Origin of the sequence: Alistipes sp. UBA1686 (assembly GCF_002320215.1) — a bacterium.
Lineage (GTDB): Bacteria > Bacteroidota > Bacteroidia > Bacteroidales > Rikenellaceae > Alistipes > Alistipes onderdonkii.
Genome location: NZ_DCKA01000009.1, coordinates 69,627 through 95,508 on the forward strand (window position 1 = coordinate 69,627; position 25,882 = coordinate 95,508).

24 protein-coding genes are annotated in these 25,882 nt (G+C 58.8%); 10 read left to right on the top strand and 14 right to left on the bottom strand.

The window, feature by feature from the left end:
• Nucleotides 1-19: 19 nt before the first annotated feature.
• The 3 genes from B3C38_RS02570 to ftsY all read right to left on the bottom strand — a co-directional run bounded on the left by B3C38_RS02570 (nt 20) and on the right by ftsY (nt 5,293).
• Nucleotides 20-3,214, bottom strand: coding sequence for a SusC/RagA family TonB-linked outer membrane protein (locus tag B3C38_RS02570; RefSeq protein WP_286725068.1), 3,195 nt, complete (start codon nt 3,212-3,214; stop codon nt 20-22).
• 353 nt (nt 3,215-3,567) lie between these two features.
• Nucleotides 3,568-4,107 carry a DUF4919 domain-containing protein gene (locus tag B3C38_RS02575; protein ID WP_022333724.1) on the bottom strand — a complete coding sequence of 180 codons (540 nt, stop codon included), beginning with the start codon at nt 4,105-4,107 and terminating at the stop codon, nt 3,568-3,570.
• A gap of 181 nt (nt 4,108-4,288) precedes the next feature.
• On the bottom strand, nt 4,289-5,293 hold the full coding sequence (ftsY, locus tag B3C38_RS02580) for a signal recognition particle-docking protein FtsY (RefSeq protein WP_117508004.1): 1,005 nt from the start codon (nt 5,291-5,293) through the stop codon (nt 4,289-4,291).
• 81 nt (nt 5,294-5,374) lie between these two features.
• Between ftsY and B3C38_RS02585 the strand changes: the two genes are divergently transcribed.
• A complete protein-coding gene (locus B3C38_RS02585; protein WP_286725072.1) occupies nt 5,375-6,301 on the top strand; it encodes a hypothetical protein in 927 nt (308 codons plus the stop codon).
• A gap of 79 nt (nt 6,302-6,380) precedes the next feature.
• Here B3C38_RS02585 and B3C38_RS02590 read toward each other — a convergent pair whose 3' ends face one another.
• The 8 genes from B3C38_RS02590 to B3C38_RS02625 all read right to left on the bottom strand — a co-directional run bounded on the left by B3C38_RS02590 (nt 6,381) and on the right by B3C38_RS02625 (nt 13,289).
• Nucleotides 6,381-6,539, bottom strand: coding sequence for a DUF4295 domain-containing protein (locus B3C38_RS02590; RefSeq protein WP_009596369.1), 159 nt, complete (start codon nt 6,537-6,539; stop codon nt 6,381-6,383).
• Nucleotides 6,540-6,551: 12 nt separating this feature from the next.
• A complete protein-coding gene (gene rpmG, locus B3C38_RS02595; protein WP_018696729.1) occupies nt 6,552-6,734 on the bottom strand; it encodes a 50S ribosomal protein L33 in 183 nt (60 codons plus the stop codon).
• A 16-nt stretch (nt 6,735-6,750) separates the two neighbouring features.
• Complete coding sequence (gene rpmB, locus B3C38_RS02600) at nt 6,751-6,984, bottom strand: 50S ribosomal protein L28 (protein ID WP_286725081.1); 234 nt, start codon at nt 6,982-6,984, stop codon at nt 6,751-6,753.
• A 128-nt stretch (nt 6,985-7,112) separates the two neighbouring features.
• On the bottom strand, nt 7,113-9,032 hold the full coding sequence (locus B3C38_RS02605; RefSeq protein ID WP_022333727.1) for a tetratricopeptide repeat-containing sensor histidine kinase: 1,920 nt from the start codon (nt 9,030-9,032) through the stop codon (nt 7,113-7,115).
• A 75-nt stretch (nt 9,033-9,107) separates the two neighbouring features.
• Nucleotides 9,108-9,653, bottom strand: coding sequence for a CinA family protein (locus B3C38_RS02610; protein WP_022333728.1), 546 nt, complete (start codon nt 9,651-9,653; stop codon nt 9,108-9,110).
• A gap of 12 nt (nt 9,654-9,665) precedes the next feature.
• Nucleotides 9,666-10,907 (bottom strand): competence/damage-inducible protein A, encoded by a 1,242-nt coding sequence (locus tag B3C38_RS02615; protein WP_022333729.1) that lies wholly within the window; start codon nt 10,905-10,907, stop codon nt 9,666-9,668.
• A gap of 15 nt (nt 10,908-10,922) precedes the next feature.
• Nucleotides 10,923-12,239, bottom strand: coding sequence for a quinone-dependent dihydroorotate dehydrogenase (locus B3C38_RS02620; RefSeq protein WP_286725088.1), 1,317 nt, complete (start codon nt 12,237-12,239; stop codon nt 10,923-10,925).
• A gap of 54 nt (nt 12,240-12,293) precedes the next feature.
• On the bottom strand, nt 12,294-13,289 hold the full coding sequence (locus B3C38_RS02625) for a 4-phosphoerythronate dehydrogenase (RefSeq protein WP_286725091.1): 996 nt from the start codon (nt 13,287-13,289) through the stop codon (nt 12,294-12,296).
• A 170-nt stretch (nt 13,290-13,459) separates the two neighbouring features.
• Here B3C38_RS02625 and B3C38_RS02630 point away from each other — a divergent pair, with 170 nt between their 5' ends.
• The 4 genes from B3C38_RS02630 to B3C38_RS02645 all read left to right on the top strand — a co-directional run bounded on the left by B3C38_RS02630 (nt 13,460) and on the right by B3C38_RS02645 (nt 17,816).
• Entirely contained in the window at nt 13,460-14,500 is a 1,041-nt protein-coding gene (locus B3C38_RS02630; protein ID WP_055204011.1) for an agmatinase family protein, read from the top strand.
• A complete protein-coding gene (nhaA, locus tag B3C38_RS02635) occupies nt 14,501-15,880 on the top strand; it encodes a Na+/H+ antiporter NhaA (protein ID WP_229107451.1) in 1,380 nt (459 codons plus the stop codon).
• 5 nt (nt 15,881-15,885) lie between these two features.
• Nucleotides 15,886-16,599, top strand: a complete 714-nt coding sequence (locus B3C38_RS02640) for an FKBP-type peptidyl-prolyl cis-trans isomerase (protein WP_018696721.1) — start codon at nt 15,886-15,888, stop codon at nt 16,597-16,599.
• A gap of 89 nt (nt 16,600-16,688) precedes the next feature.
• The gene (locus B3C38_RS02645; protein ID WP_022333734.1) at nt 16,689-17,816 is read left to right on the top strand and encodes an FKBP-type peptidyl-prolyl cis-trans isomerase N-terminal domain-containing protein; all 1,128 of its coding nucleotides are present in this window, start codon (nt 16,689-16,691) and stop codon (nt 17,814-17,816) included.
• Nucleotides 17,817-17,875: 59 nt separating this feature from the next.
• Here B3C38_RS02645 and B3C38_RS02650 read toward each other — a convergent pair whose 3' ends face one another.
• From B3C38_RS02650 to B3C38_RS02660, 3 genes are all read right to left on the bottom strand, one after another.
• Nucleotides 17,876-18,355: a GNAT family N-acetyltransferase gene (locus tag B3C38_RS02650; RefSeq protein ID WP_022333735.1), complete on the bottom strand. Its 480-nt coding sequence runs from the start codon at nt 18,353-18,355 to the stop codon at nt 17,876-17,878.
• A 69-nt stretch (nt 18,356-18,424) separates the two neighbouring features.
• Nucleotides 18,425-18,787, bottom strand: a complete 363-nt coding sequence (locus B3C38_RS02655) for a DUF3127 domain-containing protein (RefSeq protein WP_022333736.1) — start codon at nt 18,785-18,787, stop codon at nt 18,425-18,427.
• Between the two features lie 224 nt (nt 18,788-19,011).
• Nucleotides 19,012-19,347, bottom strand: a complete 336-nt coding sequence (locus B3C38_RS02660) for a hypothetical protein (RefSeq protein ID WP_141404893.1) — start codon at nt 19,345-19,347, stop codon at nt 19,012-19,014.
• 28 nt (nt 19,348-19,375) lie between these two features.
• Between B3C38_RS02660 and B3C38_RS02665 the strand changes: the two genes are divergently transcribed.
• The 5 genes from B3C38_RS02665 (at nt 19,376) to B3C38_RS02685 (ending at nt 25,790) form a co-directional block, all read left to right on the top strand.
• Complete coding sequence (locus tag B3C38_RS02665; RefSeq protein ID WP_286725099.1) at nt 19,376-22,150, top strand: family 78 glycoside hydrolase catalytic domain; 2,775 nt, start codon at nt 19,376-19,378, stop codon at nt 22,148-22,150.
• Nucleotides 22,151-22,606: 456 nt separating this feature from the next.
• The gene (locus B3C38_RS02670; RefSeq protein WP_055204009.1) at nt 22,607-23,161 is read left to right on the top strand and encodes a helix-turn-helix domain-containing protein; all 555 of its coding nucleotides are present in this window, start codon (nt 22,607-22,609) and stop codon (nt 23,159-23,161) included.
• Nucleotides 23,162-23,165: 4 nt separating this feature from the next.
• On the top strand, nt 23,166-24,947 hold the full coding sequence (locus tag B3C38_RS02675) for an AMP-binding protein (RefSeq protein ID WP_286725102.1): 1,782 nt from the start codon (nt 23,166-23,168) through the stop codon (nt 24,945-24,947).
• Nucleotides 24,944-25,066, top strand: a complete 123-nt coding sequence (locus tag B3C38_RS02680; protein ID WP_286725105.1) for a hypothetical protein — start codon at nt 24,944-24,946, stop codon at nt 25,064-25,066. Before B3C38_RS02675 ends, B3C38_RS02680 begins: the two co-directional genes overlap by 4 nt.
• A gap of 457 nt (nt 25,067-25,523) precedes the next feature.
• Nucleotides 25,524-25,790 carry a type B 50S ribosomal protein L31 gene (locus B3C38_RS02685; protein WP_009596455.1) on the top strand — a complete coding sequence of 89 codons (267 nt, stop codon included), beginning with the start codon at nt 25,524-25,526 and terminating at the stop codon, nt 25,788-25,790.
• Nucleotides 25,791-25,882: the final 92 nt, after the last annotated feature.

Consider the following 25,882-nt stretch of genomic DNA (forward strand, 5'->3'; position numbering starts at 1 on the left):
CTATTGTAGTTTGTGTTGGTTAGAAATTAATGTTCACACCGAAATTGAAGAAACGCGATACGGGGTAAACACCGCGGTCGATACCGTAGTTGCCGACCTCGGGATCGACGCCCGAATAACCGGTGATCGTGCATACGTTGTCGACGCTCATGTAGACGCGCAGCGAACCGTTCTCCATCCCGACGAAGCGGCTGACGCTCTTGGGCAGCGTGTAACCCAGCGTGATGTTCTTCAGGCGCAGGTAGTCGCCGTCTTCGAGGAATATGTCGGAGAATTTGCTGTAGTTACCGTTCGTATCGCTGCCCGTAACCAGGGCCAGGCGGGGGTATTTGCTGCCTTGGGGGTCGAAGTCCCAGCTGTTGAATACGTCGGAAATGAGGTTGCCGTAGTCGTTGCGGCCGTTCATGGCCATCTGCTTGAGGCCGTTGTAGACCTTGTTGCCGGTCACGCCCTGGAAGAAGAAGCTGAAGTCGAAGCCTTTCCAGTTGAGCGAGCCTCCGAACGAGAAGGTGTTCTTGGGGGTGTAGGAACCTGCGAAGGTCTTGTCGTCGTCGTTGATCACGCCGTCGTTGTTGGTGTCGATGAAGATCAGGTCGCCGACCTTCGCGTCGGGCATCAGCAGTTTCGCCTCGCCGGTTTCGGGGTTCTTGTAGATGTACTTGTTGATTTCGTCCTGCGAACGGAAGATGCCTGCCGTGCGGTAGACCATGAACGAATACCAGGGTTGCCCTGCATCGGAGTAGAGGATCGGGTTGCTGTTCAGGTTGGGCGAGGTGTGCATCACGGCGCCCTGGCGTACCCCGTATTCGCGTACGTAACCCTTGTTCGTCGAGAAGTTGCCCCAGACGTTGTAGGTCAGCTTGCCCTGTGCCGCACTGCCGTTGTAGTTCACCGAGAACTCCCAGCCTTTGTTCAGTACGTTGCCCATATTGCCCATGGGAGGATCCGCCACACCGATCTGCTCGGGCGTGGGAATGTAGTCGATCAGGTCTTTGGTTACCTTGTGGTAGTAATCCACGCTGATGTTCAGTTTGTTCTTGAACATCGTCAGGTCGAGGCCCGCGCTGGTCTGCTCGGTGGTTTCCCAGCGGGCGGAATAGTTGGGAATCGTGTTGAGGTAGGTTCCCTGGAGCAACTGGTCGAGGTTCTGGCCGAAGATGATCGGGTATTGGTAGTTCAGGAGCTCGACGGTGGCGACGTTGTTTGGATAGAGGTCGACATTACCGATACGCCCCCAGCCTGCGCGGAACTTGACCAGGTCGAAAACCTTGTCGAGGCCTGCATTCTGGAAGAATTTTTCGGACGAGAGTTTCCACGATCCCGATACCGAGGGGAACCAGTCGTAGTTCTTGCTCGTGGGCAGTTTCGAGGATGCGTCGCGGCGCACGCTGCCCACCAGGAAATAGCGGTCGTCGAACGAATAACCCAGGCGGGCCAGGAACGACACCATGGTCTGTTCGTATTTGCTCTCCTTGGGCGTGTTCGAAGTCCAGTCGTTGGCCTGATCCCAAATCGAACTGTTGATATCGTTGTCGGGATACCCTCTCGAATAGACTTCCCGGCTGTGCAGCCTCTTGAAATCGGCCGTGAAGCCCGCCATCGCGCTGATGTGGTGCCGGCCGAATACCTGTGCGTAGGTCGCGATCGTCTCCGAGAGCCAGTGGTTGTCCCGGTCGAAGAACTGTTCGCGGTAGTTGATGTCGCGCCGCAGGCCTTTCTCCGTCATGGTGGGGTAGAACTCGTCGGACTCCTTGTTGCGCAGGTCGACCGTGAAGTCGGACTTGATCGTCAGCGACGAGATCGGCTTGATTTCGATCGAGGTCGTCGAGAAGATCTTATGCTCGGGGTATTTGCGGTGCATCCTTTCGAGGTATGCTACCGGGTTGTAGAGCATCGGCGTGCCGTTCACGTCCGCCCACTCGGGGCTCGTACCGCCGTAATAGCGGTTGCCCTTCTCGTCGCGGGCGTATGTCCCGTCCTCGTTCATCTCGTAGACCGAAGCCGCGCGCGGGTACCATATGGCACCCATGATCGGGCCCTGGTGGCTGGTGTCCACGTTGCCCTGCCCGTTGGATACCACGAATGACGCACGCTCCGAAATCTTGAGCCAGTTGGTGAGTTTGAAGTCGGTCTGCAATTTGCCGTTGAAACTCTCGCTGTAGGTGTTGAGCAGCACGCCGTCCTTCTTGTCGTAGGATACCGAGAAGATGGACTGTACCTTCTCGCTGCCGCCCGAGATCGTTGCGGCGTAGTGCTGCGTGAAACCGGTCTGGAAAATCTCATCCAGCCAGTCGGTGCGGGTTACGTTGCCCCAGGGGTATACCTCCGGGTTGGAGGCGCTGGGAAGCTGGCTGCCGGGGTTCTTCTCCACGGTTTTTGCCCACACTTCGTTGTACTGTTCCGCCGTGAGCATCTTCGGCAGGTTGGTCACCTTCTCGAAGCCGAGCGAGACATTCACGTCTACGCGGAGTTTGCCGCTCTGGGCCTTCTTCGTCGTGATGAGGATGACGCCGCTCGAACCTACCGATGCGCCGTAGATTGCAGCCGAGGCGGCATCCTTGAGCACGGTGATCGTCTCGACGTCCTCCATCATGTAGGGGGCGTTGGGCACGCCGTCCACGACGACAAGTACGCCGTCGCCCGAGGTCGGGTCGTCGTCGTTGCCTTTCGAGCCGCGGCCGCGGATGGTGAACGAGGCGGGTTTCATCGGGTCGCCGGTCTGCTGTACGGTGACGCCGGGCATACGGCCCTGGAGGATGGTCGCCAGGTTCGAGGCGCGGCTTTTGGCCGCTTCGTCGAGCTTGACGGTCGTCACGGCCATCGAGAGGTCTTCCTTGCGCTGCGAACCGTAACCGATGGCTACGACTTCGCCGATCATCGTGGCATCCTCCTCCAGCGTGACGTCGATCACGGTGCGGTTCAGGACTGCGACGCTCTGGGGTTTGTAGCCGATGAACGAGAAGCCGAGGGTCGCGTTGCCGCTTACGGAGATCTGGTAGTTACCTTCCGTATCGGTCGTAACGCCGTTGGTCGTCCCTTGTTCTATGACCGAAGCGCCGATGAGCGGTGCATGGCTGGTGTCGGTCAGACGCCCTGTAACCGTGACGCGGTCTTGCGCTTGGGCCGGATGAATGAGTAGGCACAGCAGCATACTCATCAGAAGAAAGCGGACGATGCCCCTGTTCTTCTCCGAAGTAGTCAAATTCATTTTCATAGAGTTAAGGTTAATATTAGTATTATTGGTATAGAGGCTCGGTTTGCACCGAATAGGTTGGCTTGATTTATTAAAATAATTTAAATAATCGCGGGTGTTTGTCGTCGATTTGTAATATGTGGAAATTTGATATTCAAAATTATGTATATCGAAATTCTTGCTGGGCGTGGTTTGCGTATTTGAATCCTCAGATTGCGTATAATTGACTTCCCTACACGGGCCGTTCGGTTGAACCGGACATAAAAAAGGCGACAGGCTCCGATTTCGGAGCCTGTCGCCTGATACTTATATTGTTACTGTGTGTCGTCCGTTGTTCCGGCGCAAACCGGGGGCGGTTGCTATCCCGTTCCCAGCTATTCTCCCGGGGACGGGACGCCGGGTTCGTTTTCTGGGGCGGTGTCCTTTGTGAGTGTTTCGCCCGTGAGTTTTTTCGCCCAATGCCCGGGGGAAGCCAGCATGGTGAACGGGTAGCTGACATCGAACCAAACCTCCGAGATTTTGGAGTCGGATGTGTCCAGCGGTTCTATGTCGATCTTGTCGTAGGGGATGCCGTCGTCTTTGCGGATGAGTTGTTGCCCCAGAACTTTCCGGACTCCCATGTAATCGTACATGAAGGTATATTCGTCGCGGACGTTGACCACGACAGCCGGGTACTGTTCGCTCCCCTCCCCGAGCAGGCTTATCCATGTCAGCAGGGCGTAAAGCCGCCATTCGAGCCGTTGCACCTCTTCGTTGGTCCGTCCGAGTTCCCGGGCGATCCACAAAGCGTCCGACAGCGCGTGGGGCGTTGCCGGGGTTTTCTTCAGGGCGGAATTCAATGCGTCGTATGCCTCCGTATAGCGCTTTTCCTTGGTCGCTTCGTTCCACGAATCCCGGCCGTCGCTTCCTGCCATACAGAATCCTGCGCGAAGGGGTCGCCGGCTGTCGGTGCTGCCATGGCGGAAGTGCCGGCCTGTTCGTCGGCCTGCATGCGGCAACTGTCTGCCGCGGCCGGTTGCTGGGCTTTTCCCGGAAGGCTGCATCCCAGAGCGAGCAATAAGCCCCAGAGGATTGGTTTCACAGGCGTGGGGCGTTTTATTTCGTTTCGTGGCCGAACAGGGCGTTCACGAACTCCCTGCGGTCGAAAATGCGGAGCTGGTCGATGCCTTCCCCGATCCCGATGTAGCGCACCGGGATGTGGAACTGGTCGCTGATGCCGATCACCACGCCGCCCTTGGCCGTGCCGTCGAGCTTGGTGATGGTGAGCGAAGTGACCTGCGTCGCCTGCGTGAACTGCCGTGCCTGTTCGAAGGCGTTTTGTCCTGTGGAGCCGTCGAGCACCAGCATTACCTCGTGCGGGGCTCCGGGGATGACCTTGCCCATGACATTGCGGATTTTGGTCAGTTCGTTCATCAGGTTGACTTTGTTGTGCAGGCGGCCTGCCGTGTCGATCAGCACCACGTCGGCGCCGTTGGCCTTGGCCGACGTCAGCGTGTCGAACGCCACCGATGCCGGGTCGGATCCCATCTCCTGGCGGATCATCGTCGCCCCGGCGCGGTCGGCCCAGACCTTGAGCTGGTCGATGGCGGCGGCGCGGAACGTATCGGCGGCACCGATCCAGACTTTCAGCCCGGCCTTGGTCAGCTGTGCCGCGAGCTTGCCGATGGTGGTGGTCTTGCCCGCGCCGTTGACGCCGACGACCATCACCACGTAGGGTTCGCCCTGCCTGGCGTCGAGCCCGAAATGCTTCTCCGAGCCGTGCGACTCCTCCATCAGCGACATGACCTCCTCGCGCAGGATGGACTGGAGCTCGGACGTATTCATGTATTTGTCGCGCGCCACACGCTCTTCGATGCGCCGGATAATCTTCACCGTGGTTTCCACGCCCACGTCCGACGTAATCAGCACCTCCTCCACGTCGTCCAGCAGGTCGGCATCGACCGTCGAGCGGCCTGCTACGGCACGGGCGAGTTTCGAGAAGATTCCGGTCTTGGTCTTTTCGAGCCCCGCGTTAAGCTCTTCCTGCTGCTGTTGCCGGCTCTCCGGAATGTCCGCTGCGGCGCTATCCTGTTTCTTTTTGAAAATATCGAAAAATCCCATACTTATATTTATATATCCTGACAAAGATAATAAGAAAGTTTGGAAAAAAACGTTATATTTGCGCTATATACATTTCCTGCAATGATGAAAAAAACGATCCTGCTGCTGTTGGCAGCGTTTTGCGGCGTACTGACTGTCGCAGCCCAAGACCTGATAATCAAGGCTGACGCCTCGAAGGTCGAAGCGAAAGTGACGGAGATAACCCCCGAGTCCGTTCGTTACAAGCGTTTCTCCAATCCCGACGGCCCGACTTACGTCCTGCCCGTGTCGGAAATCAGCTATATCCAATATGCAAACGGCGAGAAGGAGTATTTCAAGGCTGCCGCGAGCATTCCTGCAACACCGTTGACCCCGGCCATCCCGGCCGAGGAGCCCGCTAAGGTTTCCGCCGCTCCCGCCGCTCCCGCTGCGGCCGAGGCGCCTGCCGCCAGCCCTGCCGATGGGGTGAAGTATGTGGTCAAGGAGTACGAGATCGGCGAATTCTATAACCAGGACGGGATCAAGGGCGTCGTGTGTATGCTCTCCGACGACCGCCAGCACGGGCTGGTAATCTCGCTCGATGAGATTTACCTGCACTGGAGCGAGTTCCGCAAGCCCGACCTGCGCGTCATCGGTACGGACAACCGTTCCGACGGCAGTGTGAACATGGAGAAAGTTGCGGCCTACATCGCCGAGAACAACCTTTCGTGGGACGATTTCCCGGCATTCAAGTGGTGCCGCGAGAAGGGTGAGGGCTGGTACCTTCCGTCGATCGACGAACTGCTGAACATCGGCCATAATTACAGCGGCGGGACGCGTGTGCAGTCCAGCCGCCAGGCCCGTAACCGGTTCAACAACGCCCTCAAGAATAACGGCGGCAAGCGTATGGATCGGCTGGTCTACTATTTCTCCTCGACCGAGAAGGACGAGAAGTCGGCCTTTACGTCGCATATGGGTATCGAACCTCCCTATGTCGTCGAAATTCCCAAGTATAACAATTTTCTGGTGCGCGCGGTACACAAGTTCTGATTCGCCGGGAGAGAGCCGGAGAAATACAAAGGGCATCCGATCGGATGCCCTTTGTATTTAAGATTAGCTCTTAAAATACTTATTTCTTCTCTTCGAAGAATTCCTTGACCTGGTCGTTGGGAATGATGCCTTCCTTGAACATGTAAGCACCGGTCTTGTCCGACTTGACCATCTTGATGCACTTCGTAAAGTTCTTACCCGTGCCGGTTTTCAGTGTTGCGACTACTTTCTTTGCCATAGAGCTTCAAAACTATTTAATTTCACGGTGAACGGTGACCTTCTTCAAGAACGGATTGTACTTTTTACGCTCCAGACGGTCGGGGGTGTTCTTTTTGTTTTTCGTCGTGATGTAACGGGACATTCCCGGAACTCCGCTCTGTTTCTGTTCGGTGCATTCGAGAATGACCTGAACCCTGTTGCCTTTCTTTGCCATTTGTTACTTCGGTGTTTTAGTAAACGGACTTGGGTGCGGCAGCCTCGCGCAGTGCTACTGCAAGACCCTTCTTGTTGATTGTTTTCATTCCGGCTGCCGACACCTTCAGGGTGATCCAGCGGCCTTCCTGCTCGAACCAGAAACGCTTGGTTTTCAGATTGGGGCTGAATTTGCGTTTGGTCTTGTGGTGCGAGTGCGAGACGTTGTTGCCCACGATCGCTACCTTGCCTGTGATTTCGCAAACTTTCATTGTTGTTTTCGCTAAATTTGTTCGTTATTCCCGTAAGGGAGTGCAAATATAAGGAAAAAATGAGAATTAAAGATTAATAATCCACATTAATTTTCCGGTGCGTGGTCTATTGTATTGGTTTTTAGTGTTTAACGTAACGGTATCGAAAGTGCGAAACGTGCCCCTCCGCTGTAATTTGTGTCGAGTTTTATCGTGCCGCCCAGGGCCGAGGCGATCAGCCGGCACACGGTCAGCCCGAGCCCGAGCCCTTGCGAGAAGGTGTCGAGCTTGACGAAGCGTCCGAAAATATGCTCGGCCTCGCAAGCCGGGATGCCGGGCCCCGAGTCGGTTACCGTGAATGTGATGCGGCGGTTGCCGCCGTCCAGCGTATATGCGAGCGTGATTTCTCCGTCGGCCGCGAAATGTACGGCATTGCGCAGCATTTCGGTGATGGCTTTGGATATCAGCATGCACGAAGTGTGCAGGTGGAATTTCTCGCGTGCCGGGACAAAACGGATACTCACCGCCCGGGAACTGGACTGTGAGACCTTCTGAATACACTCCTGGCAGCATTCGTTGATGTCGGTCGGGCTCATGGCCGGCGGGGTTTCCGACGATTCGAGTCCGGCGATGTAGAGCACGTCGTCCACGAGTTTTTGGAGATAGCCGCTGTTTTCCTGGATGATGCTTATATAGGATTGTCGTTCGGCGGCGTCGGCATCGTCCGAGGCTGCGGCCAGCTCCGCAAATCCGACGATGGAGTTGAGCGGCGTATTGATCTCGTGCGTGATGTTGCGGATGAAGATGCCTTTCATCCGGTTGCTCTCTTCGGCGGCTCTCTTCGCGCGGGCGAGGTGGCGGTTCATGCGGAGCATTACCGCGATGAAGACAGCGGCCAGCAAGAGAATGCACGCCAAGCCGATCGTGCCCAGTTGGGTGCGGTGCAGGCGCTCTTCCTGCGCCTGTTGGCGCAGTTCTGCTTTTTCCATGTTCAACCGGTTGACATCGAGCAGCGTGGCGAATTCTCCGAGTGTCTTCTCGTTGTCGTCGTTGACTTGTTTGTGGTAGAGTTCGGTGTAATGCTGTATGTCCCGGTAGGCGGCTTCGAAATTGCCGAGGGCGGCGTAGGCGGCTGCACGGTTTTCATAGAGGTAGTAGAAATAGGATTCCTTGTATCCTTCTCTTTCGAACGACCTGATCAATTTGTCGATTGCGGCGATCATCTTGCCGTATTCGTGCGAATGGTTGTAGATGGCGACCTCGATTTCAGCGAGTTTGATCTCCGAGAGGTTGCCGTTCTGCCCGTCCTTGATCTCGTTGAAAAGTGCTTTGGCTTTGTCGGTCTGGCCTGTCTGGGCGAGCAGGTGCGTTTCCTTGGCCTTCAGACCCCAGATGTAGTCCGGTAGCGGAATGCATGCCTTGCCTTTTTCGACGGCTTCTGCGGCTTCGGGATAGCGTTGCAGATCCATCAGCATGGTCGCGAGTTCCGAATAGAGGTTCGAGAGATGGAATGTGTTGAGCCCGTTCTGGATGATGAAATCGATTGCCTTCCGGTAGTATTCCACAGCGGGTTTTTTCAATCCGCGGGTGCGGTAGATGTGTCCGAGCTGTTTGTATGCCTCGGCGGTTGCGGGTTTGTAATTGTCCTTTTCGGCCTGCGACATATACTGCTCCAGTTCGTATTGGGCGAGCGTGTATTGCGCCTGTTTGGTATAATAGAGAATCAGCCGCGACCAGGTGAAGTAGTAATACTTGATCTGGTCATTCTTGCGAGCGAAATCCTGCACGCGGGGAATCCATGCCTTGAGCGAGTCGAGGTTGTTGTTGAAATAGTAATGGTCGGCTTTCAAGCTCAGGGCGACGGCCTGCATCCGGATGTCGTGCTTCTCGCCCGAGAGCCGGAACAGCGTGTCCGCCTTGCTGAGGACGGCCGTGTCGCGTATGTTGTTGTTGCACCAGCGGTAATAGGCGTAAAGTGTACTGTCTACTTGTTGGTGGCTTTCGTTTTCAGCATGGGCCGTGGTGAGGAGCATACCGAACAACACCGACAGGAATAAGGTTCTTTTCATTTTGCGCTGGGCTGAATTGCTGCAAAAATAAGCTAAATTGTTTGCAAAAACAAACGGATCAGCCGTAATTTGAAACTATTTGCCCGGTTGGGCGGCGAGCAACTCTTCTTCGAGCAGTTCGATGGCGGCCGTTCCCGCTTCGCGGATGATCTGCGTGCGGTCGCCTTTGGCATGGATCAGCCGGGCCGTGGTGCGCAGGGGCGAACTGACGGCGATCCATACCGAACCGACCGGGTATTCGGGGGTGCCGCCCGTGGGGCCTGCGATCCCTGTCGTGGCGATAGCGTAGTGTGCATTTGCCAGATGGCGGACGCCTTCGGCCATCTGGCGTACGACCTGTTCGCTGACGGCGCCGTAGCGGGCTATCGTATCGCAGCAGATGTTTACGAAGTTCTGCTTGGCATCGAGGCTGTAAGTCACTACGCCGCATTTGAAATAGGCCGAGGCACCCGGCATGGCCGTGAAGCGTGCCGCGATGGTACCGCCCGTGCAGCTTTCCGCCGTGGCAAGGGTCTGGATGCGGTCGGTCAGGAGTTTATGCACCCGCTCCTCGGGCTGCTGACGCATGCAGGATGTGAGGGCGAGGAGTGCACCGATGGTTGAGGCAAGTATTCTATGCATGGGACGAATGTATTATTTACCGTTGAGTTCGTCGCGCAGCAGGCTGATGGCGAAGGCGCTGGCCCGGTCGATGATCTGCCCGCGGTCGGAACCGCACTGTTTGAGGATGGCGGTCGTCCGGTGTGGGGTCGCCACGGCGATCCATACCGTGCCGACCGGCTTTTCGGCGGAGCCGCCCGCGGGGCCTGCGATACCGGTGGTCGCTATGGCGTAGTCGGCACCCGAGATCCGTCGTGCCCCTTCGGCCATTCGCCGTGCGACCTCTTCGCTGACGGCGCCGTGGCGGGCAATGACCTCCGGGTCTACGCCCAGGATATCGTGTTTCGAGGCGTTGCTGTACGAAACTACGCCGCAGAGGAAATAGGCCGAAGCACCCGGCATGGCCGTGAAACGTGCCGCGATGTTGCCTCCGGTGCAGCTTTCCGCCGTGGCGAGGGTCAGCCCGCGCTCGGTGAGCAGCTTGTGTACCAGTTCCTGCATGGTGGCCGTTTCGTACCCGATGATGTTGTGGGGGATGATTTTCCGCAGTGCCTCGAATTGCCGTTCGATCTCCTTCGAAACGCTTTCGCCCTCGACCTCATAGGCCGACAGGCGCAGCCGTACGGCGCCCGGATTGGGCAGGTAAGCCAGTTTCAGGTAGGATGGCAGGGCGTTTTCCCATGCTTCGATCTTTGCGGCGAGCATCGACTCGGGCAGCCCGGCCGTGATCATCGTGCGGTGTATGATCTGGCGTAGTTCGAAATGCGCTTTCAGGCGCGGCATCACTTCGTCCTGCATCAGGTGTTCCATCTCGTAGGGGACACCGGGCAGCGAGACTACCACCTTGCCGTCGCGTTCGAACCACATGCCCGGAGCCGTGCCGTGGGCGTTGAACAGCACCGTGCAGCAGGCCGGAACCATCGCCTGCCCGCGGTTGAGTTCGTTGAACTCGATGCCGCGCCCTTCGAGCATGCGTTTCACATGGTCGGCGACCCGTTGGTCGGGCACCAGTTCGCAGCCGAACATTCCGGCCAGGGTCTTTTTGGTGATGTCGTCCTTGGTGGGGCCGAGCCCCCCGGTGATGACGACGACGTTGGAATCTCCCAGGGCGCGTTCCACGCTCCGGACGATCTGTGTGCTGTCGTCGCCGATCGAAACCTTTTCGTGTACGACGATGCCGGCGGCGTTGAGGTGCTTGGCGATGGATACGGAGTTCGTATCCACGATCTGGCCGATGAGGATTTCATCGCCGATGGTGATGATCGTTGCTTTCATGGCAATATTTGAGGCTCAGGATGCGGGCTGTTTCTTGCGGGTGTCCGGTTCGTTATCTGCAGGTTGTGCCGGGCTGTTCTGTGTTTCCGGTGACGGGTTCGGCACCGATTCTGCAGGTGCGGCGGCCTGCGTTTGGGCTGTCGCGGCGGTTTCCGTTCCGGGTGCGGCCTTCCCGGCTTCCGGTGCCTGTGCGCCTGAAGCCGTCGCTGCTGCGGCTTTTGCCTCAGCGGCCTGAGCAGCAGCCCGGGCCTCTTCTTCGGCTCTCGCTTCTGCGGCTGCCTTGGCTGCTGCGGCCGCTTCGGCATCGGCGATCAGCGAACGGCAGATTTCGCCGACCAGCCCCGGCCCTTCGTAGATGTAACCGGTGTAGAGTTGCAGGAGGTCTGCGCCTGCGTCGAGCATCGCCTTGGCATCGGCGGGGCTCATGATGCCGCCCACGCCGATGATCGGAAAGTTGCCGCCCGAGCGGGTGTGGATGCGCCGCACGACCTCTACGGCCCGTTGGGTGAGCGGTGCGCCGCTCAGGCGGCCGCTGCCGATCTTGTCGAGCGCCATGTGGCTCGTATGCAGCCCTTCGCGGCGGTGGGTGCCGTTGGTGGCCACGATGCCGTCGAGCGGTGTTTCGAGCAGGATGTCGCTGATTTCGTCGATGACTTCGTCCGACATGTCGGGCGACACCTTGAGCATGATCGGCCGGTACTGGTTCTGCCCGCGGCGGAAGTCGAACAGCGGATCAAGTATCTGGAGTATGTGCGTGCGTGTGTAGGTGGTGCCTTCGCGGCAGGAGTTGTCGCAACTGATATTCACCGTGAAATAGTCCGCATACTGGTAGAGGTTGCGGAAGAGCCGGAGGTAATCTGCCGCCGCATTTTCGGGGGGCGTCACGGTGTTCTTGCCGATGTTGCAGCCCACGATGAGCCCTTCGTGCGGGCGGCGCAGGTGGCAGATCGTCTTGTCCAGTCCGCGGTTGGAGAGCCCGATGCGGTTGATGATGGCGCGGTCTTTGGGCAGCCGGAACACGCGCGGGCGCGGGTTGCCTGCCTGCGGGCGCGGGGTGACGGTGCCTATTTCGATGAACCCGAACCCGAGCGCCGCCAGTTCACGGTAGGCCTCGCCGTTGCGGTCGAAGCCCGCGGCCAGGCCGATGGGATTGGCGAATTTTACACCGAAGACCTCGCGTTCGAGCGCCGGGTGCCGTACGGTGTAACATTTGCGCAGGAGCCACCGGCCGCCGGGTATGAGCCCGATGATGCGCAACAACAGAAGCGCCACATGGTGTGCCCGCTCGATGGTAAGCGAGAAAAGTATGGGCTTTATGATTCTCCGGTACATATTCTTAAGGGCATTGTCCGTGGCCGCAAAGGTACTAAAAAAGAATTGATTTCGCTAAAAGTATTCCCTGCGGTAGCGGTAGTGGTCGCGCATGGCCTCGAAATCGGCGGGCCGCGCCTTGAGGCGGCAGCTTTCGGCTTCGATGTCATAGGCGTCGCCGATGGTCGTGCAAAGCTCCTGCCACGGGATCGGCCGCGGGACGGAGGGGGCGGCTTCGGAGGGGTACCAGCCCCGGAGCGGAAGGCCGAAGAAGCCGGCCAGCGTGGCCACGGACATGGCCGTGGCCGTGGCTTTGCCCTGCTCGGAGTAGCCGGCGACGTGGGGCGTGGCGAGCAGCGTGCGGTCGAGCAACTGCGGGTCGAGGTGCGGTTCGTGTTCCCAGACGTCGAGCACACAGGAATGGCCGCTCCGCAGCAATGCGTCGCCGTCGACCACTTCGCCGCGCGAGGAGTTCATCACTACGGCGTCCGGTTTCAGGCGGGCGAACAGCCCCTCGCCGGCCATGTGCCGCGTCGAGGCGTCGAGCGGCGTGTGAAAGGTGAGTATGTCGGCTTGGCGTGCGACCTCTTCCAGCGGCAGGAACCCGCAATGCTCGCGCTCTTCGCGCGGCGGGTCGCAGCAGACGACGCGGAAGCCCCACAGGCAGGCGTATTCCCGGATGAGGGATCCCACGTGCCCCACGCCCACGATGCCCAGCGTCCGTTGTGCGGGCTCCCATCCCTGTGTGCGGGCGAGGTGGGCCAGTACGGCGCCCGCCCATTGCAGTACGCCGCGGGCGTTGCAGCCTGCTGCCGTGGCGACCCGTATGCCGTGCGCCGCGCACCATGCCGTGTCGATGTGGTCAAACCCGATGGTGGCCGTGGCGATCAGACGGACGCGCGAACCGGCGAGCAGGCGCCCGTCGCAACGGGTGCGGGTGCGGATGATGAGGGCGTCGGCATCGCGCACGTCCTCCGCGGCGATCCGGCTGCCGGGCAGGTAGCGTACCTCGGCCCACGGCTCGAGGACTCCCTGCAAAAAGGGGATGGCACTGTCTGCGACGATTTTCATGGATAGTTGCTTTTTCCTGATTTCTTTTCTTTCCGGGAAACAAATATAGGGAAAAATTAAAATTTTTGTACCTTTGTCACTTAAAATGAACATTTTCATTAAGCGGGGACAGAGGTTGCAAGCAGACTATCTGTGCCGGGCGCGGAAAATGGAGAATGAAATTCAACCGTATGGAACTAAACGCCTTCGATCCCGACGGGGTCGGTGTGGATAACGGAACCTATTTCGGGCTTCCTTTCGAGCCGGGAACGGCCGAACTGGTGCTGGTTTCGGCTCCGTGGGACGTGACGGTGTCGTACGGCGCTGGGACGGCCCATGCGCCCGATGCCGTGATCGAAGCCTCGACGCAGCTCGACTTCCATGAGCCGCTGGCTCCCGGCGTGTGGCGCCGCGGTATCGCCACGGCCGATGTGGACTATGCGTTGCTGGAGGAGTCGCAACGCTTGCGCAGCGATGCGGAGAAGGTGATTGCCCATCTCGAAGGCGGGGGAAGTCCCGAGGACGACTATGCGGTACGCAAGGTGCGCCGCATCAACGAAGGCTGCCGCGCCATGAACGCCAACATCGGGGCGCAGGCGGCGCGGTGGCTCGACGCAGGGAAGACCGTGGGACTGGTCGGGGGCGACCATTCGACGCCCTACGGACTGATCCGTGCCCTGGGTGACCGCCACGGGGAGTTCGGCATCCTGCATATCGACGCCCACTGCGACCTGCGCGATGCTTACGAAGGCTTCGAGTTCTCGCATGCTTCGATCATGTTCAACGTCCTGCGCGACGTGCCTTCGGTGAAAAAAATCGCCCAGGTCGCAGTGCGCGATTTCAGCGGGACGGAAGCCGCCCTGGCCGCTTCTTCCGCCCGTGTTGCCACCTTCGACGACCTGTCGCTCGCCGCCGCGATGTTCCGCGGCGAGACCTGGGACGCGCTGTGCCGGCGAATCGTGGATGCGCTGCCGCAGGAGGTTTACGTGAGCTTCGACATCGACGGCCTCACTTTTGAGAACTGTCCCCATACGGGTACGCCCGTCTGCGGGGGGCTTACGTTCAATCAGGCCGTGTGGCTGCTCGATACGCTCGTGCGTTCGGGGCGCCGCATTATCGGGTTCGACGTCGTGGAGGTCGCTCCGGCGCCCGAAGCGAAGGTGGATGCCATCACCGGGGCGCGCATGCTCTGGAAATTGTGTAATTTGACATTAAAATCAAACGGACAGTAAATGCGACTATTTTCAATGTACCGCTGGGTACGTGAGCGTCATATGATCGGTATACGCGGCCGCAATTTTCTGGAAGCCCCCTGGGCGGGAGGCGTCGTACTGCTCGGTTGTGTGATCGTAGCCATGCTGCTGGCCAACCTGCCCGGGACTTCGCTCTATTACCGCCATCTGCTCGAAACGGATCTTTCGCTGATGGTGCACAGCCCCGACGGGCTGATCGACTGGGTTTTCCCGCGCGGAATGACCGTCGAGAAGCTGATTAACGACGGCCTGATGGTGATTTTCTTTTTCGCCGTCGGACTCGAAATAAAGCGGGAGATCGTTTGCGGGCAGCTTTCGTCGGCACGCCAGGCCATCCTGCCTGTATTGGCGGCCGCAGGCGGCATGCTCGCCCCTGCGATCATTTTCCTGTTCTTCAACCACGGCACCATAGCGGCCAACGGATGGGGTATACCCACGGCCACGGACATCGCCTTTGCCATCGGCATCCTTTCGATGCTGGGCGACCGCGTGCCGGTTTCGCTCAAAATATTCCTCACGGCACTGGCCATCGCCGACGACCTGGGGGCAATCCTGGTCATCGCGCTCTTTTACGGGGGGCAGGTGCAGATAAGCTGCCTGCTGGCGGCATTGGTCATCATGCTCGCGGTCTACTTCATGAAGGAGATGGGCGAAAAACGCATGTTCTTCTACCTGGTGCCCGCCGTGGTGATCTGGGGGTTGTTCTACTATTCGGGCGTGCATTCGGCCATTTCGGGCGTGGCGATGGCCATGCTGATCCCGATGACGCCCCGTTACAGCAAGGAGTATTTCGCCCATAAGATGCGCCACCTGAAGGAGTTGATGCTGGCTGCGAGAACGTCGGGCGATGATTTTCCCAACGAGCACCACCGGTTCTACATGCGCCGCATGCGTTTGCTGGCGGCCGACTCGGTGGGTATGAGCTACCGCCTGGAGCATTCGCTGGCGCCCTATGTCACGTTCCTGGTGATGCCGATTTTCGCACTGGCGAACGCCGGTGTCGAGATCACCTCGCCCGAGTACCTGAATATTTTTCACTATTCGTCCGAGATCGGGTCGATCGGGATGGGTATTTTCTTCGGGCTCGTGGTCGGTAAGCCTTTGGGCATATTTCTTGCGAGCTGGGGTGCCGTGAAATCCGGCCTTGCCGTGATGCCCGAGGGGGCTACATGGCGCCTGTTGCTGGCCGTGGCCTGCCTGGGCGGTATCGGCTTCACGATGTCGTTGTTCGTCGACGCGCTGGCCTACACCGAACCCGACCTGATCGACCGGGGCAAGATAGCGATCCTGATGGGCTCGACGGCCGCGGCCGTGCTGGGAAGCCTGCTGATTTTGGTTTTTTCGAAGAAACGGAAATAAATAATATGCGTAAAACATTTTTTGCCCTGACAGCCATGGCGTTGCTGGCCGGAGCCTGCTCCAGGAAGTCGGGCGGGGGCGTGAAACTCAAGGCCGACACCGATTCGGTAGCTTATATCATCGGTATGAACGTGGGCATGAACCTGCTCAAAATGGATTCGACGCTCAACGTCAATGCCGTATGCGAGGGTATCCGCGACGTGTTCCGTGCCGGGGCGAAACTCTCGGCGGACGATGCCGAGGTCTATTACCTGCGTTACATGAACTATGTGCTGCCCGAAAAGGCGCGTGCCTACGAGGAGCAGTTCCTCGCGGACTTCGCCAAATCGAACCGCAGCTATGCCCGCACGCCGTCGGGCGTGACCTACGCCGTGGAGGTGCTGGGCGATCAGGAGCAGATTCCGGTTTCCGACCGGGACAGCGTTGCTCTGCGCTACATCATCCGCACGGCCGACGGGGCCGACGTCTACTCCTCCTACGAGCGCCGCGACACGCTGCGCACGTCGCTCGGCAGCCTGAACAAAGGGATGAAGGAGAGCGTGAAGCTGATCGGCAAGGGCGGGAAGATCAATGCATGGATGCCTTCTGCGGTTGCCTATGGCTCTGCGGGGGACAAAGAGCTCGGGATCCGGCCCAATGCCACGCTTTATTACGAAATCGAGCTTGTCGATCTCGACAAATATACGAATTGGTCGCGGCGCAATAATTTACGCCGGTAATTTGGGGCGATATCGTAATTATTTTATAACTTTGCGCGGGTGAACCCCGAACAGGCTCAAACGATTAGACTAAACATATTCAAAAAACGATGAAAAAGATTCTTTTTGCCGCGGCGCTTGCGGGTGCCGCAATCCTGACCGCCTGCGGAGACAAGGGCGGCGGTGTCCGTATGGGCAGCCTTTCCGAATTCGACTCGCTGTCGTATGTGCTGGGTGCGAACATTGGTAACGGTATAAATTTTGAAATGAGGGACATCCCCTTCGATTTCAAGGCCATCGACAAGGGTATCAAGGAAAGTGCGATGGGTAAGGCTACGCAGGAGCACGACAAATCGCTCGAAATGCTGCGCGAGTACTTCATGACCAAGCGCGGCGAGCGCGCCCAGGCAATCGCCGCCAAACGTGCCGAGCAGGACAGCATCCGTCTGGCCGGAGGCGACAGCACGAAGGTCGAATATCCCACGGCCGACCCTGCCATGTTCGAGAACGAGGAGGAGCGCGCCGAGATTTCGTATGCTTTCGGTAACGACATCGGTTACAACATCAGCCAGAGCGGTATGCCCATACAGCTGGTTTGGATCGGTCAGGCCATGCAGGACGTACGTGACGGCAAGGCCAAGATGACCGAGGACGAGGTAAACCAGTACCTGCAATATTATTTCATGGTGAAGCGCCCTGCCGAGAATGCCGCCGCATCGAAGGCATGGCTGGAGAAGACCGAGAAGAAGTCGGGCGTCAAGAAGACCGAGTCGGGCCTGCTCTACAAGGTTACCAAGGAGGGCGACGCTGCCAAGATGGCGAAGGATCCCCGCGATGTGGTTCGGGTACACTATACCGGATATACGCGTGAAGGCAAGGTGTTCGACACCTCGATCTTCAAGAACCGCTCGAAAGAGCAGCAGGAGATGATGCGCAAGCAGAGCCCCGATTCGTTCGATGAAAAGGGCGCTCCCAAGGAGGCTGACGAACCCGCCAAGTTCCCGCTGAACCGTGTCATCAAGGGTTGGACGGAAGGTCTCCAGCTCGTGGGCGAGGGCGGTAAGATCACGCTCTGGATTCCGAGCGACCTGGCTTACGGTACGCGTGGTGCAGGCCGTGACATCGGCCCCAACGAGGCGCTCCAGTTCGATGTGGAAGTGATCGAAGTAATCCCTTACGAGGAGCCCGCACCGGCCGATTCGACCGCGACGGCTCCTGCACCGGCACCTGCAAAATAAGCGGGATGCATTTCCGGAAGATATTTGGAAGCGGGCTCCGAGCGGAGCCCGCTTCTTTTTTATATAAATAGGTATTCCATCGGTGTGAACCGGATGCCGTCGACGGTGCGTTCGTCGCCGGTCGCGCGGAATCCCAGCCTGCGGTAGGCTCCGACGGCATAGGGCGAGGAGTTTACCGTGATCCGGGGCGTGTCCGGTGCCGTGCGGCAGTGGTCGCGCAGTGTTGAGAACAGGGTCCGGGCGATGCCCTGCCGATGGCAGGCTTTCTCCACGAAAAGCAGGCACAGGTGGCTGCGTCGCGTCAGGGCGATGATCCCGACGAGCCTTCCCCGCCGGAAAGCGCCCCACGATTGCATCGACCCGTTGCGGTGCTGTGCCGCGAGGGCTTCCGGTGCGACAAAGCGGAGGAATGTGCCGATGCCCTCGGGGCTGTATTCCGGGGCTTCGAACTCGGCGAAGACGCGCCCAGCGAGGGCGGATGCTGCCGGCAGTTCCGTTTCGTGCAGGGGGCGTATGGCGGTGTCGGTAGGTTTTTCCATGTTTATGCGTATAAAGCAACGGCGGCCGGAAATCGCTCCGGCCGCCGCTGTGTATGGTGTCTGCCCGTTTTAGAACGGCAGGTCGTCCACTTCTGCCGGGGAAGAGGCGTATGAGGGCTCTTCGGGAATGGGCGGCATGTCGGGCATCGGGGCGGCGGATTCGGCCTGCTTGGGTTGGATGCGCCATGCGCGGATGTCGGTGTACCAGCGGCCGTTGTATTCGCGCGACTCGATGTTGACCGAGACGGTGTAGGCGGCACCCTCTTTCAGCCGGGCGACGTCTTCGGGCTTGTTGAAGAACGTCACGCAGATTTTGCGTGCGAACGAGCCTTCGTTCATCTCGAACACTACGTCCTGGCGCTGCCAGTCGCCGCGTGCGGAGGTGCCTTTCGTCACGGGCATTATTTTGTAAACGGTTCCTTCGAATTCCATGGTATCGATGTAAAATGTGTTGATAGATTTGTTTGTGACAAAGGTAGGAAAAAAATCGGGACATTCGGAGCGGGAGCGGTTGAAAAAGCCGTAAGAATTTTTTGCCGGGCGGGGCGTAACGGCCGAATCTCCCCCGATTCGCAGTCCAAAAACCTCAATTTGATGCCGCAACACCCGCATCCTGCATATTTTCATTGTTTTTTGCACGGCCAACGCCGGACTCCCTATGTTCGGTTGCCTGTCCGGTCGGCCAGTACAGCCGGGTAAGATGATTTTGTGCGATTTCCGGCCTGCCCGAAGGGCGGGTTTTTCATTTTTGCACGCTGCATGCCCGGCTGTCCGGTAGCTTGGGTATTGTGCGCTGCCTGCCTGATATTCGGTTGTTTGCCGGGCTTTGGCGGCAGGTAGGCAGCCTGTGCGGGGATAGTACCTTTGCCGGAAAAGTTCGAAATATGATTTTTTATATTCGAAAAATGACTTTTTGGATTCGTATTTTTTGCAAGAGCGTGTAAAAGTAAAATAAAAACATTATTTTTGGCTTCAAAGGAAATTAAAAACAACCTGAAACGAAACCAAATCTTAATGATTATGAAAAAACTATTACTATTGTTCCCATTGCTGCTAAGCTGCCTGTGGGGCATTGCCGCAGATGAGTTTCGTGTGGCGGAACTGAGGTGTGAATACCGGGACAACCCGTTGGCGATCAATACGCTGACGCCGCAATTCAGTTGGCAGACGCTTTCCGTCGGCCGCGGATTCCTGCAGGCCGGGTATCAGATTCAGGTGGCGTCCGACCCCGCCGACCTGGCCAGGGGCCGGAAGCTTTTGTGGGACGAACAACGCAAATCCGATGTTTCACTGCATGTGCGCTATGCCGGGCGGATGCTGAAGCCGGGGCAGCGCTATTACTGGCGCGTGCGGGTGAGCGATGCTGCGGGGAATTATTCGCCGTGGAGCGAAATCCGGTCGTTCGCGGTCGGCCTGCTCGGCGGCAGCGATTGGGACGGAGCCCGGTGGATCGCCTTCGAGGAGCTGCCCGACAGCCTGCGCGTGGTGCCCGGACAGGAGTTCAACAAAATAAAGATCGGCGACAGGAAAACGGCGCTCAACCGGCTGCCGCAGTTCCGCCGTGAAGTGAAGGTTACCAAGCCCGTCGAGCGGGCGACGGTCTATGTCTGCGGCCTGGGACAGTTCGAGCTGTTTCTGAACGGGGCGAAGGTGGGCGACAATTTCCTCGACCCGGCGTGGAGCGACTACGACAGGCAGGTGTGCTACCAGACGTTCGACATCAGCGAAGAATTGCAGCCGGGAGGCAACGTGTTCGGGGTGATGCTCGGCAACGGCCTCTACAATGTGCCGCGCGAACGCTATTTCAAGGCGCTCATCAGCTTCGGTTATCCCAAGATGATCTTCAAGGCCGAGATCGAGTATGCCGACGGGACGCACGAAACGATTGTCAGCGACCGCGCCTGGCGTGTAACCGAAAGCCCCGTGACGTACAGCAGCATCTTCGGCGGCGAGGATTACGATGCGACGCGCGAGCGGACAGGATGGATGCTGCCCGGCTACGACGCTTCGGCCTGGGCCGAGCCGCTGGTGACGACCCAGCGCGGGAAGTTGGTTTCCCCCGTCGCCGAACCCGTGCGGGTGATGGAGGAGTTCCCCGTGGTCTCGATCCGCAAGACCCGCCACGGCAAATGGCTCTACGACATGGGCCAGAACTTCTCGGGGACGGTGCAGCTGGAAGTCCGCGGCAAACGCGGGCAGAGCGTGCAGCTCAACACCACCGAGCTGTTCAATTTCGAGTGCGACTCGATTACCGAATGCGGCGGCTACCGCGGTGAATACAGGTTGACCTACACCCTGCGCGGCGACGAGATGGAGACGTGGCGCCCCCAGTTCACCTATTTCGGACAGCGTTACGTGCTGGTGAGCAATGCCGTCCCGGCCGGGGAGGAGAATCCCGAGGGGCTGCCCGAGATCGTTACCCTTCGTGGCCTGCATACGCGCAACGCCACCCGGATGGCCGGGACGTTCCACTGTTCGAACGACCTGCTCAACAAGACCGAGGAGCTTATCGCGTGGGGTATCAAGGGCAATATGGTGAGCTATTTCACCGACTGCCCCCACCGCGAGAAGCTGCCGTGGATCGAGCAGCTGCACCTGATGTTCGGGTCGCTGCAATCGAAGTTCGACGTGTATACCCTCTACGACAAGATGCTGACCGACATGGAGCTCGCGCAGACGCCCGAGGGGCTTATTCCCGATATCTGCCCCGAATATGTCACTTTCCTCGACGGATTCCGCGATTCGCCCGAGTGGGGCAGTGCGTTCGTGCTGGCGCCGTGGCTGGTCTACGAGTACTACGGTGATTTCCGGTTGGTCGAACGGCATTACGAGGCGATGAAGCGCTATGTGGATTACCTCGGCACGAAGGCCGACGGGCATATCCTTTCCCACGGGCTCGGCGACTGGTGCGACCTGGGGCCCAAATACCCCGGCCGAGCGCAGCTCACCTCCCTGGCCGGAACGGCGACACCGATCTATTATATGGACGCCGAGACGATCCGCAAGGCGGCCGAGAAGATGGGGCGCAAGGAGGATGCCGCGAAATACGGGAAGCTGGCACAGGATATCCGCAAGGCCTACAACGAAAAATACTATCATCCCCAGACTGGGAGTTATGACAAGAACAGCCAGGCCGGCAATGCGCTGGCGCTCTACTCAGGCATTTGCGAGCCGCAGAACCGCGATGCCGTGCTGGCGAACCTGGTGCAGGACATCCGCAGCCGCGGCAATGCGCTGACGGCGGGCGACGTGGGATACAACTACGTGCTGCGGGCGCTGGAGCAGAGCGGGAATTCGCAGGTGATCTTCGACATGAACTCGCGATACGACGTATACGGCTACGGTTATATGCTCGCCCAAGGCGCCACGGCGCTGCCCGAATCATGGCAGGCACTGCCCCGCAAGTCGCATAACCATCTGATGCTGGGACACCTGCTCGAATGGTTTTATACCTATGTGGGCGGCATCCGCCGCGACGATTCGGTGCAGGCCTATAAGAAATTCATCGTCAGGCCCGAGATCGTGGGAGACCTGCGCAGCGCCGAGGCCTCGTTCCGCTCGCCCTATGGACTGATCCGCAGCGAGTGGACGACCGAACAGGGCGGTTTCGACCTGTTGGTCGAGGTGCCGGCCAACACAACGGCGCGGATATACGTCCCCGCCCCTGCCGGCAGCCGGGTTTGCGAAAGCGGGCTCGAAGTCGCGCAGTGCAAGGATGTCGAAAGCCTCGGTACGGAGGACGGGTACCGCGTATTCGGCGTTGGGTCGGGTATCTACCGCTTCAGCGTGCGATAGGCGATCCGGTTTGGAAAAGGGGGCCGTACTGTGCAGGTACGGCCTTCCTTTTGTTTTGCCGCTGCGATGCCGTCAGGGCGCTCCGCAGAGTCCCCGCAAGGTTCCTGCATTATTCCCGCAGACTTCCCGCAAGATGCCCGCATTCCCCGTAAGCCGTTGTGCCGCCGGTGTTTCCCGTGCCGCCGGTGCCGTTGGTGCTTCTGGTGCTGCCGTGCCTGCGCTATATCACCGCCGCCTGCGGATTTCGCCGGGACGGGGCGTTTTTCCGGCGGACAATGAAAGAAAAGGGGGATGGTTGTAGTTTTTAATAATATTTACTATCTTTACGCCCAGGTTGTTAGGTGATAATTTCCGGCATGGGAAGCTGGCTGTGGGGCGATTCGATTACGGATCGTAACTTTACGCGGTGGAATTTCGCAAATGCCGAACCTATCCGATAATTTAAATTATAGAATGATGTGTGATCCGATTAAATCGATCGCAACCCGTTTGCGCGGATTGCGCGAGGTGCTCGAACTTTCGGAGCAGGAAGTGGCGGACAGTTGCCGTCTGTCGGTCGACGAGTACAGGGATATGGAGAGCGGCGATGCCGATATTTCGGTCAATGTGCTGCAAACCATAGCCCGCCGCTACGGGATCAGCCTGGATGTGCTGATGTTCGGCGAGGAGCCCAAGATGAACTCCTATTTCATCACCCGTGCCGGCACGGGTGTATCGGTCGAACGGCGTACGGCCTATAAGTACGAGGCGCTGGCCTCGGGTTTCCGCGACCGCAGGGCCGACCCCTTCATCGTGACGGTGGAGCCTTCGGCCGCCGATGCCCCGATGCACCTGAACTGCCACACGGGGCAGGAGATGAACTACGTGCTGGAAGGGCGCCTGCTGATCTCGGTCAGCGGCAAGGAGCTGGTGCTCGGCGTGGGCGACAGCCTTTATTTCGATTCCGGCCTGCCGCACGGCATGAAGGCGCTCGACGGCAAGCCGGTACGTTTCCTGGCGATAATAATGTAGGCGTATGGTGGAGAAATTTTTATCCCGGACGGTATTTACTTCCCAGGAAGACTACATAAGGAATTTCCGCATCCGCGTCCCCGCGGATTTCAATTTTGCCTATGACGTGGTGGATGCCTATGCGGCGGAGGAACCCGACAAGAAGGCGCTGCTGTGGACGGATGACCGGGGCGGCGAGATCCAGTTCACCTTTGCCGACATGAAGCGTGAAACCGACCGCACGGCCTCCTATTTCCAGAGCCTCGGCATCGGCCGGGGGGACATGGTGATGCTGATCCTCAAGCGCCGCTATGAATTTTGGTTTTCGATCCTTGCCTTGCACAAACTGGGAGCCGTGGCCATCCCGGCGACCCACCTGCTGACCAGGAAGGATGTCGTTTACAGGTGCAACATGGCGGGTGTCAAGGCGATCGTCGCCGCGGGCGAGCCGGTGATAACCGGCCATATTGCCGCGGCCATGCCGGAAAGCCCTACCACGAAGCTGCTGATAAGCGTCGGCCCCGAGGTTCCCGAAGGGTTCCTCGATTTCCACGAGGGCATCCGCCATGCAGCGCCTTTCGTGCGGCCGCAGCATGTGAACACCAACGACGACATCATGCTGATGTATTTCACCTCCGGCACGACGGGCGAACCGAAGATGGTCGCCCACGATTTCACCTATCCGCTGGGGCATATCAGCACGGGGTGCTTCTGGCACAACCTCCACGAGGGCAGCCTGCACCTCACCATTGCCGACACCGGATGGGCGAAGGCCGCCTGGGGCAAGTTGTACGGGCAATGGCTGGCCGGGGCCAACATTTTCGTTTACGACCACGAGAAATTTACGCCTGCCGACATCCTGCGCAAGATCGGGCAGTACCGGATAACCTCTCTGTGTGCGCCGCCTACGATCTACCGTTTCCTGATTCGCGAAGACCTTTCGAAATACGACCTTTCGTCGCTGGAGTACTGTACGACCGCGGGCGAGGCGCTCAACGGTGCCGTTTACGACACGTTCAAACGCCTGACCGGCGTCCGTCTGATGGAGGGTTTCGGGCAGACCGAAACGACGCTGACCCTCGCCACCTTTCCGTGGATGGAGCCCAAGCCCGGCAGCATGGGCGTGCCCAACCCCCAGTACGATATCGATCTCTTGACGCCCGACGGCCGTTCGGCCGAGGACGGCGAACAGGGGCAGATCGTGATCCGTACCGACCGGGGGAAGCCGCTGGGGCTTTTCAAGGAGTATTACCTGAACGACGGGATGACGCACGAGGTCTGGCACGACGGCGTGTACTATACGGGCGACGTGGCATGGCGCGACGAGGACGGATATTTCTGGTTCGTGGGGCGTGCCGACGACGTGATCAAGAGTTCGGGCTACCGGATCGGCCCCTTCGAGGTGGAGAGCGCCCTGATGACCCACCCGGCGGTGGTGGAGTGCGCCATTACGGGCGTTCCCGACGAGATCCGCGGCCAGGTCGTCAAGGCGACGATCGTGCTCGCCGAGGCCTACCGCGGGCAGGCCGGGGAGGCGCTGGTCAGGGAGTTGCAGGACCATGTGAAGCGCATCACGGCTCCTTATAAATACCCGCGCGTGATCGAGTTCGTGGAGTCGCTGCCCAAGACCATCAGCGGCAAGNNGGTGGAGAGCGCCCTGATGACCCATCCGGCCGTCGTCGAATGTGCCATCACGGGGGTTCCCGACGAGATCCGGGGGCAGGTGGTTAAAGCGACGATCATCCTCGGGGATAAATACAGGCCGCGGGCCGGGGAGGAGTTGATCCGGAACTGCAGGATCATGTGAAGCAGATCACTGCGCCCTACAAGTACCCGCGCATCATCGAATTCGTGGACGAACTTCCGAAGACCATCAGCGGTAAGATCCGCCGCAAGGCAATCCGTGCCGACGACGAGAACCGATAGCCCGATGCCGCCCGGGCGGTAGCTATCTCCCTGCTCCGGATACCGCCCTGTGCGGGGCATTTTTGCCGGGGAGGGACGATACGGCGCCGGCGGAGGGTGATGCGACCGGATGACTAAATGAAGGCGGGAGGTTGCGAAACATCGCAAGAGNNCCCAGAGGGGCATGATCCCACGACCTTCGGATTATGAGTCCGCTGCTCTAACCGACTGAGCTATGGGTCCCGCACGGCGCATGAGCGCTTTTTGCGTTGCAAAGATAAAAAAACAATTCAGATTGCGCAACCATTCGGGGCGCTGTGTGCGAAAAAAATGGTGTGCCCTGTGTCCGATTCCGGCCGGGCGGCGGTGTCCGGCCGGTCGATCCCCGTAAAAAAATATGGACGGGATGTTGTTTGTTGGAAATAAATTTAGTACCTTTGTCCCGCTTAAGCATCAATTAAAAAACAAAAACAGCGAAATGAAAAAGGGTATTCATCCGGAGAATTATCGTTTAGTGGCGTTCAAGGACATGTCCAACGACCACGTGTTTTTGTGTCGGTCCGCCGTTTCGACAAAAGAAACCATCGAAGTGAACGGCGAAACCTATCCCGTGTATAAGATGGAAATTTCCAACACCTCGCACCCTTTCTACACTGGTAAGATGAAGTTGGTTGACACCGCTGGTCGCGTCGATAAGTTTATGAGCCGTTACGCAAAACGCTACGATAAGAAGGGCGCGAAGTAAGACTTCCCTCCCTGCAAGATAAAGGCCGTACCGGAAGGTGCGGCCTTTGTTTTTACCGTCTTCGAGCCTTTCATGCCGGAGTGTCACGTTGC

Excerpts from the sequence above, each read along its gene's own strand:
- B3C38_RS02670 (WP_055204009.1), top strand. The coding sequence starts at position 22,607 with ATGTGTGATCCGATTAAATCGATCGCAACCCGTTTGCGCGGATTGCGC.
- B3C38_RS02605 (WP_022333727.1), bottom strand. The coding sequence starts at position 9,032 with ATGAAAAGAACCTTATTCCTGTCGGTGTTGTTCGGTATGCTCCTCACC.
- B3C38_RS02665 (WP_286725099.1), top strand. The coding sequence starts at position 19,376 with ATGAAAAAACTATTACTATTGTTCCCATTGCTGCTAAGCTGCCTGTGG.
- B3C38_RS02655 (WP_022333736.1), bottom strand. The coding sequence starts at position 18,787 with ATGGAATTCGAAGGAACCGTTTACAAAATAATGCCCGTGACGAAAGGC.
- B3C38_RS02625 (WP_286725091.1), bottom strand. The coding sequence starts at position 13,289 with ATGAAAATCGTCGCAGACAGTGCCATCCCCTTTTTGCAGGGAGTCCTC.
- B3C38_RS02610 (WP_022333728.1), bottom strand. The coding sequence starts at position 9,653 with ATGCATAGAATACTTGCCTCAACCATCGGTGCACTCCTCGCCCTCACA.
- B3C38_RS02650 (WP_022333735.1), bottom strand. The coding sequence starts at position 18,355 with ATGGAAAAACCTACCGACACCGCCATACGCCCCCTGCACGAAACGGAA.
- B3C38_RS02640 (WP_018696721.1), top strand. The coding sequence starts at position 15,886 with ATGCGTAAAACATTTTTTGCCCTGACAGCCATGGCGTTGCTGGCCGGA.
- B3C38_RS02645 (WP_022333734.1), top strand. The coding sequence starts at position 16,689 with ATGAAAAAGATTCTTTTTGCCGCGGCGCTTGCGGGTGCCGCAATCCTG.
- B3C38_RS02630 (WP_055204011.1), top strand. The coding sequence starts at position 13,460 with ATGGAACTAAACGCCTTCGATCCCGACGGGGTCGGTGTGGATAACGGA.
- B3C38_RS02620 (WP_286725088.1), bottom strand. The coding sequence starts at position 12,239 with ATGTACCGGAGAATCATAAAGCCCATACTTTTCTCGCTTACCATCGAG.
- B3C38_RS02685 (WP_009596455.1), top strand. The coding sequence starts at position 25,524 with ATGAAAAAGGGTATTCATCCGGAGAATTATCGTTTAGTGGCGTTCAAG.
- B3C38_RS02575 (WP_022333724.1), bottom strand. The coding sequence starts at position 4,107 with ATGGCAGGAAGCGACGGCCGGGATTCGTGGAACGAAGCGACCAAGGAA.
- B3C38_RS02590 (WP_009596369.1), bottom strand. The coding sequence starts at position 6,539 with ATGGCAAAGAAAGTAGTCGCAACACTGAAAACCGGCACGGGTAAGAAC.
- rpmG (WP_018696729.1), bottom strand. The coding sequence starts at position 6,734 with ATGGCAAAGAAAGGCAACAGGGTTCAGGTCATTCTCGAATGCACCGAA.
- rpmB (WP_286725081.1), bottom strand. The coding sequence starts at position 6,984 with ATGAAAGTTTGCGAAATCACAGGCAAGGTAGCGATCGTGGGCAACAAC.
- nhaA (WP_229107451.1), top strand. The coding sequence starts at position 14,501 with ATGCGACTATTTTCAATGTACCGCTGGGTACGTGAGCGTCATATGATC.
- B3C38_RS02585 (WP_286725072.1), top strand. The coding sequence starts at position 5,375 with ATGATGAAAAAAACGATCCTGCTGCTGTTGGCAGCGTTTTGCGGCGTA.
- B3C38_RS02570 (WP_286725068.1), bottom strand. The coding sequence starts at position 3,214 with ATGAAAATGAATTTGACTACTTCGGAGAAGAACAGGGGCATCGTCCGC.
- B3C38_RS02615 (WP_022333729.1), bottom strand. The coding sequence starts at position 10,907 with ATGAAAGCAACGATCATCACCATCGGCGATGAAATCCTCATCGGCCAG.
- ftsY (WP_117508004.1), bottom strand. The coding sequence starts at position 5,293 with ATGGGATTTTTCGATATTTTCAAAAAGAAACAGGATAGCGCCGCAGCG.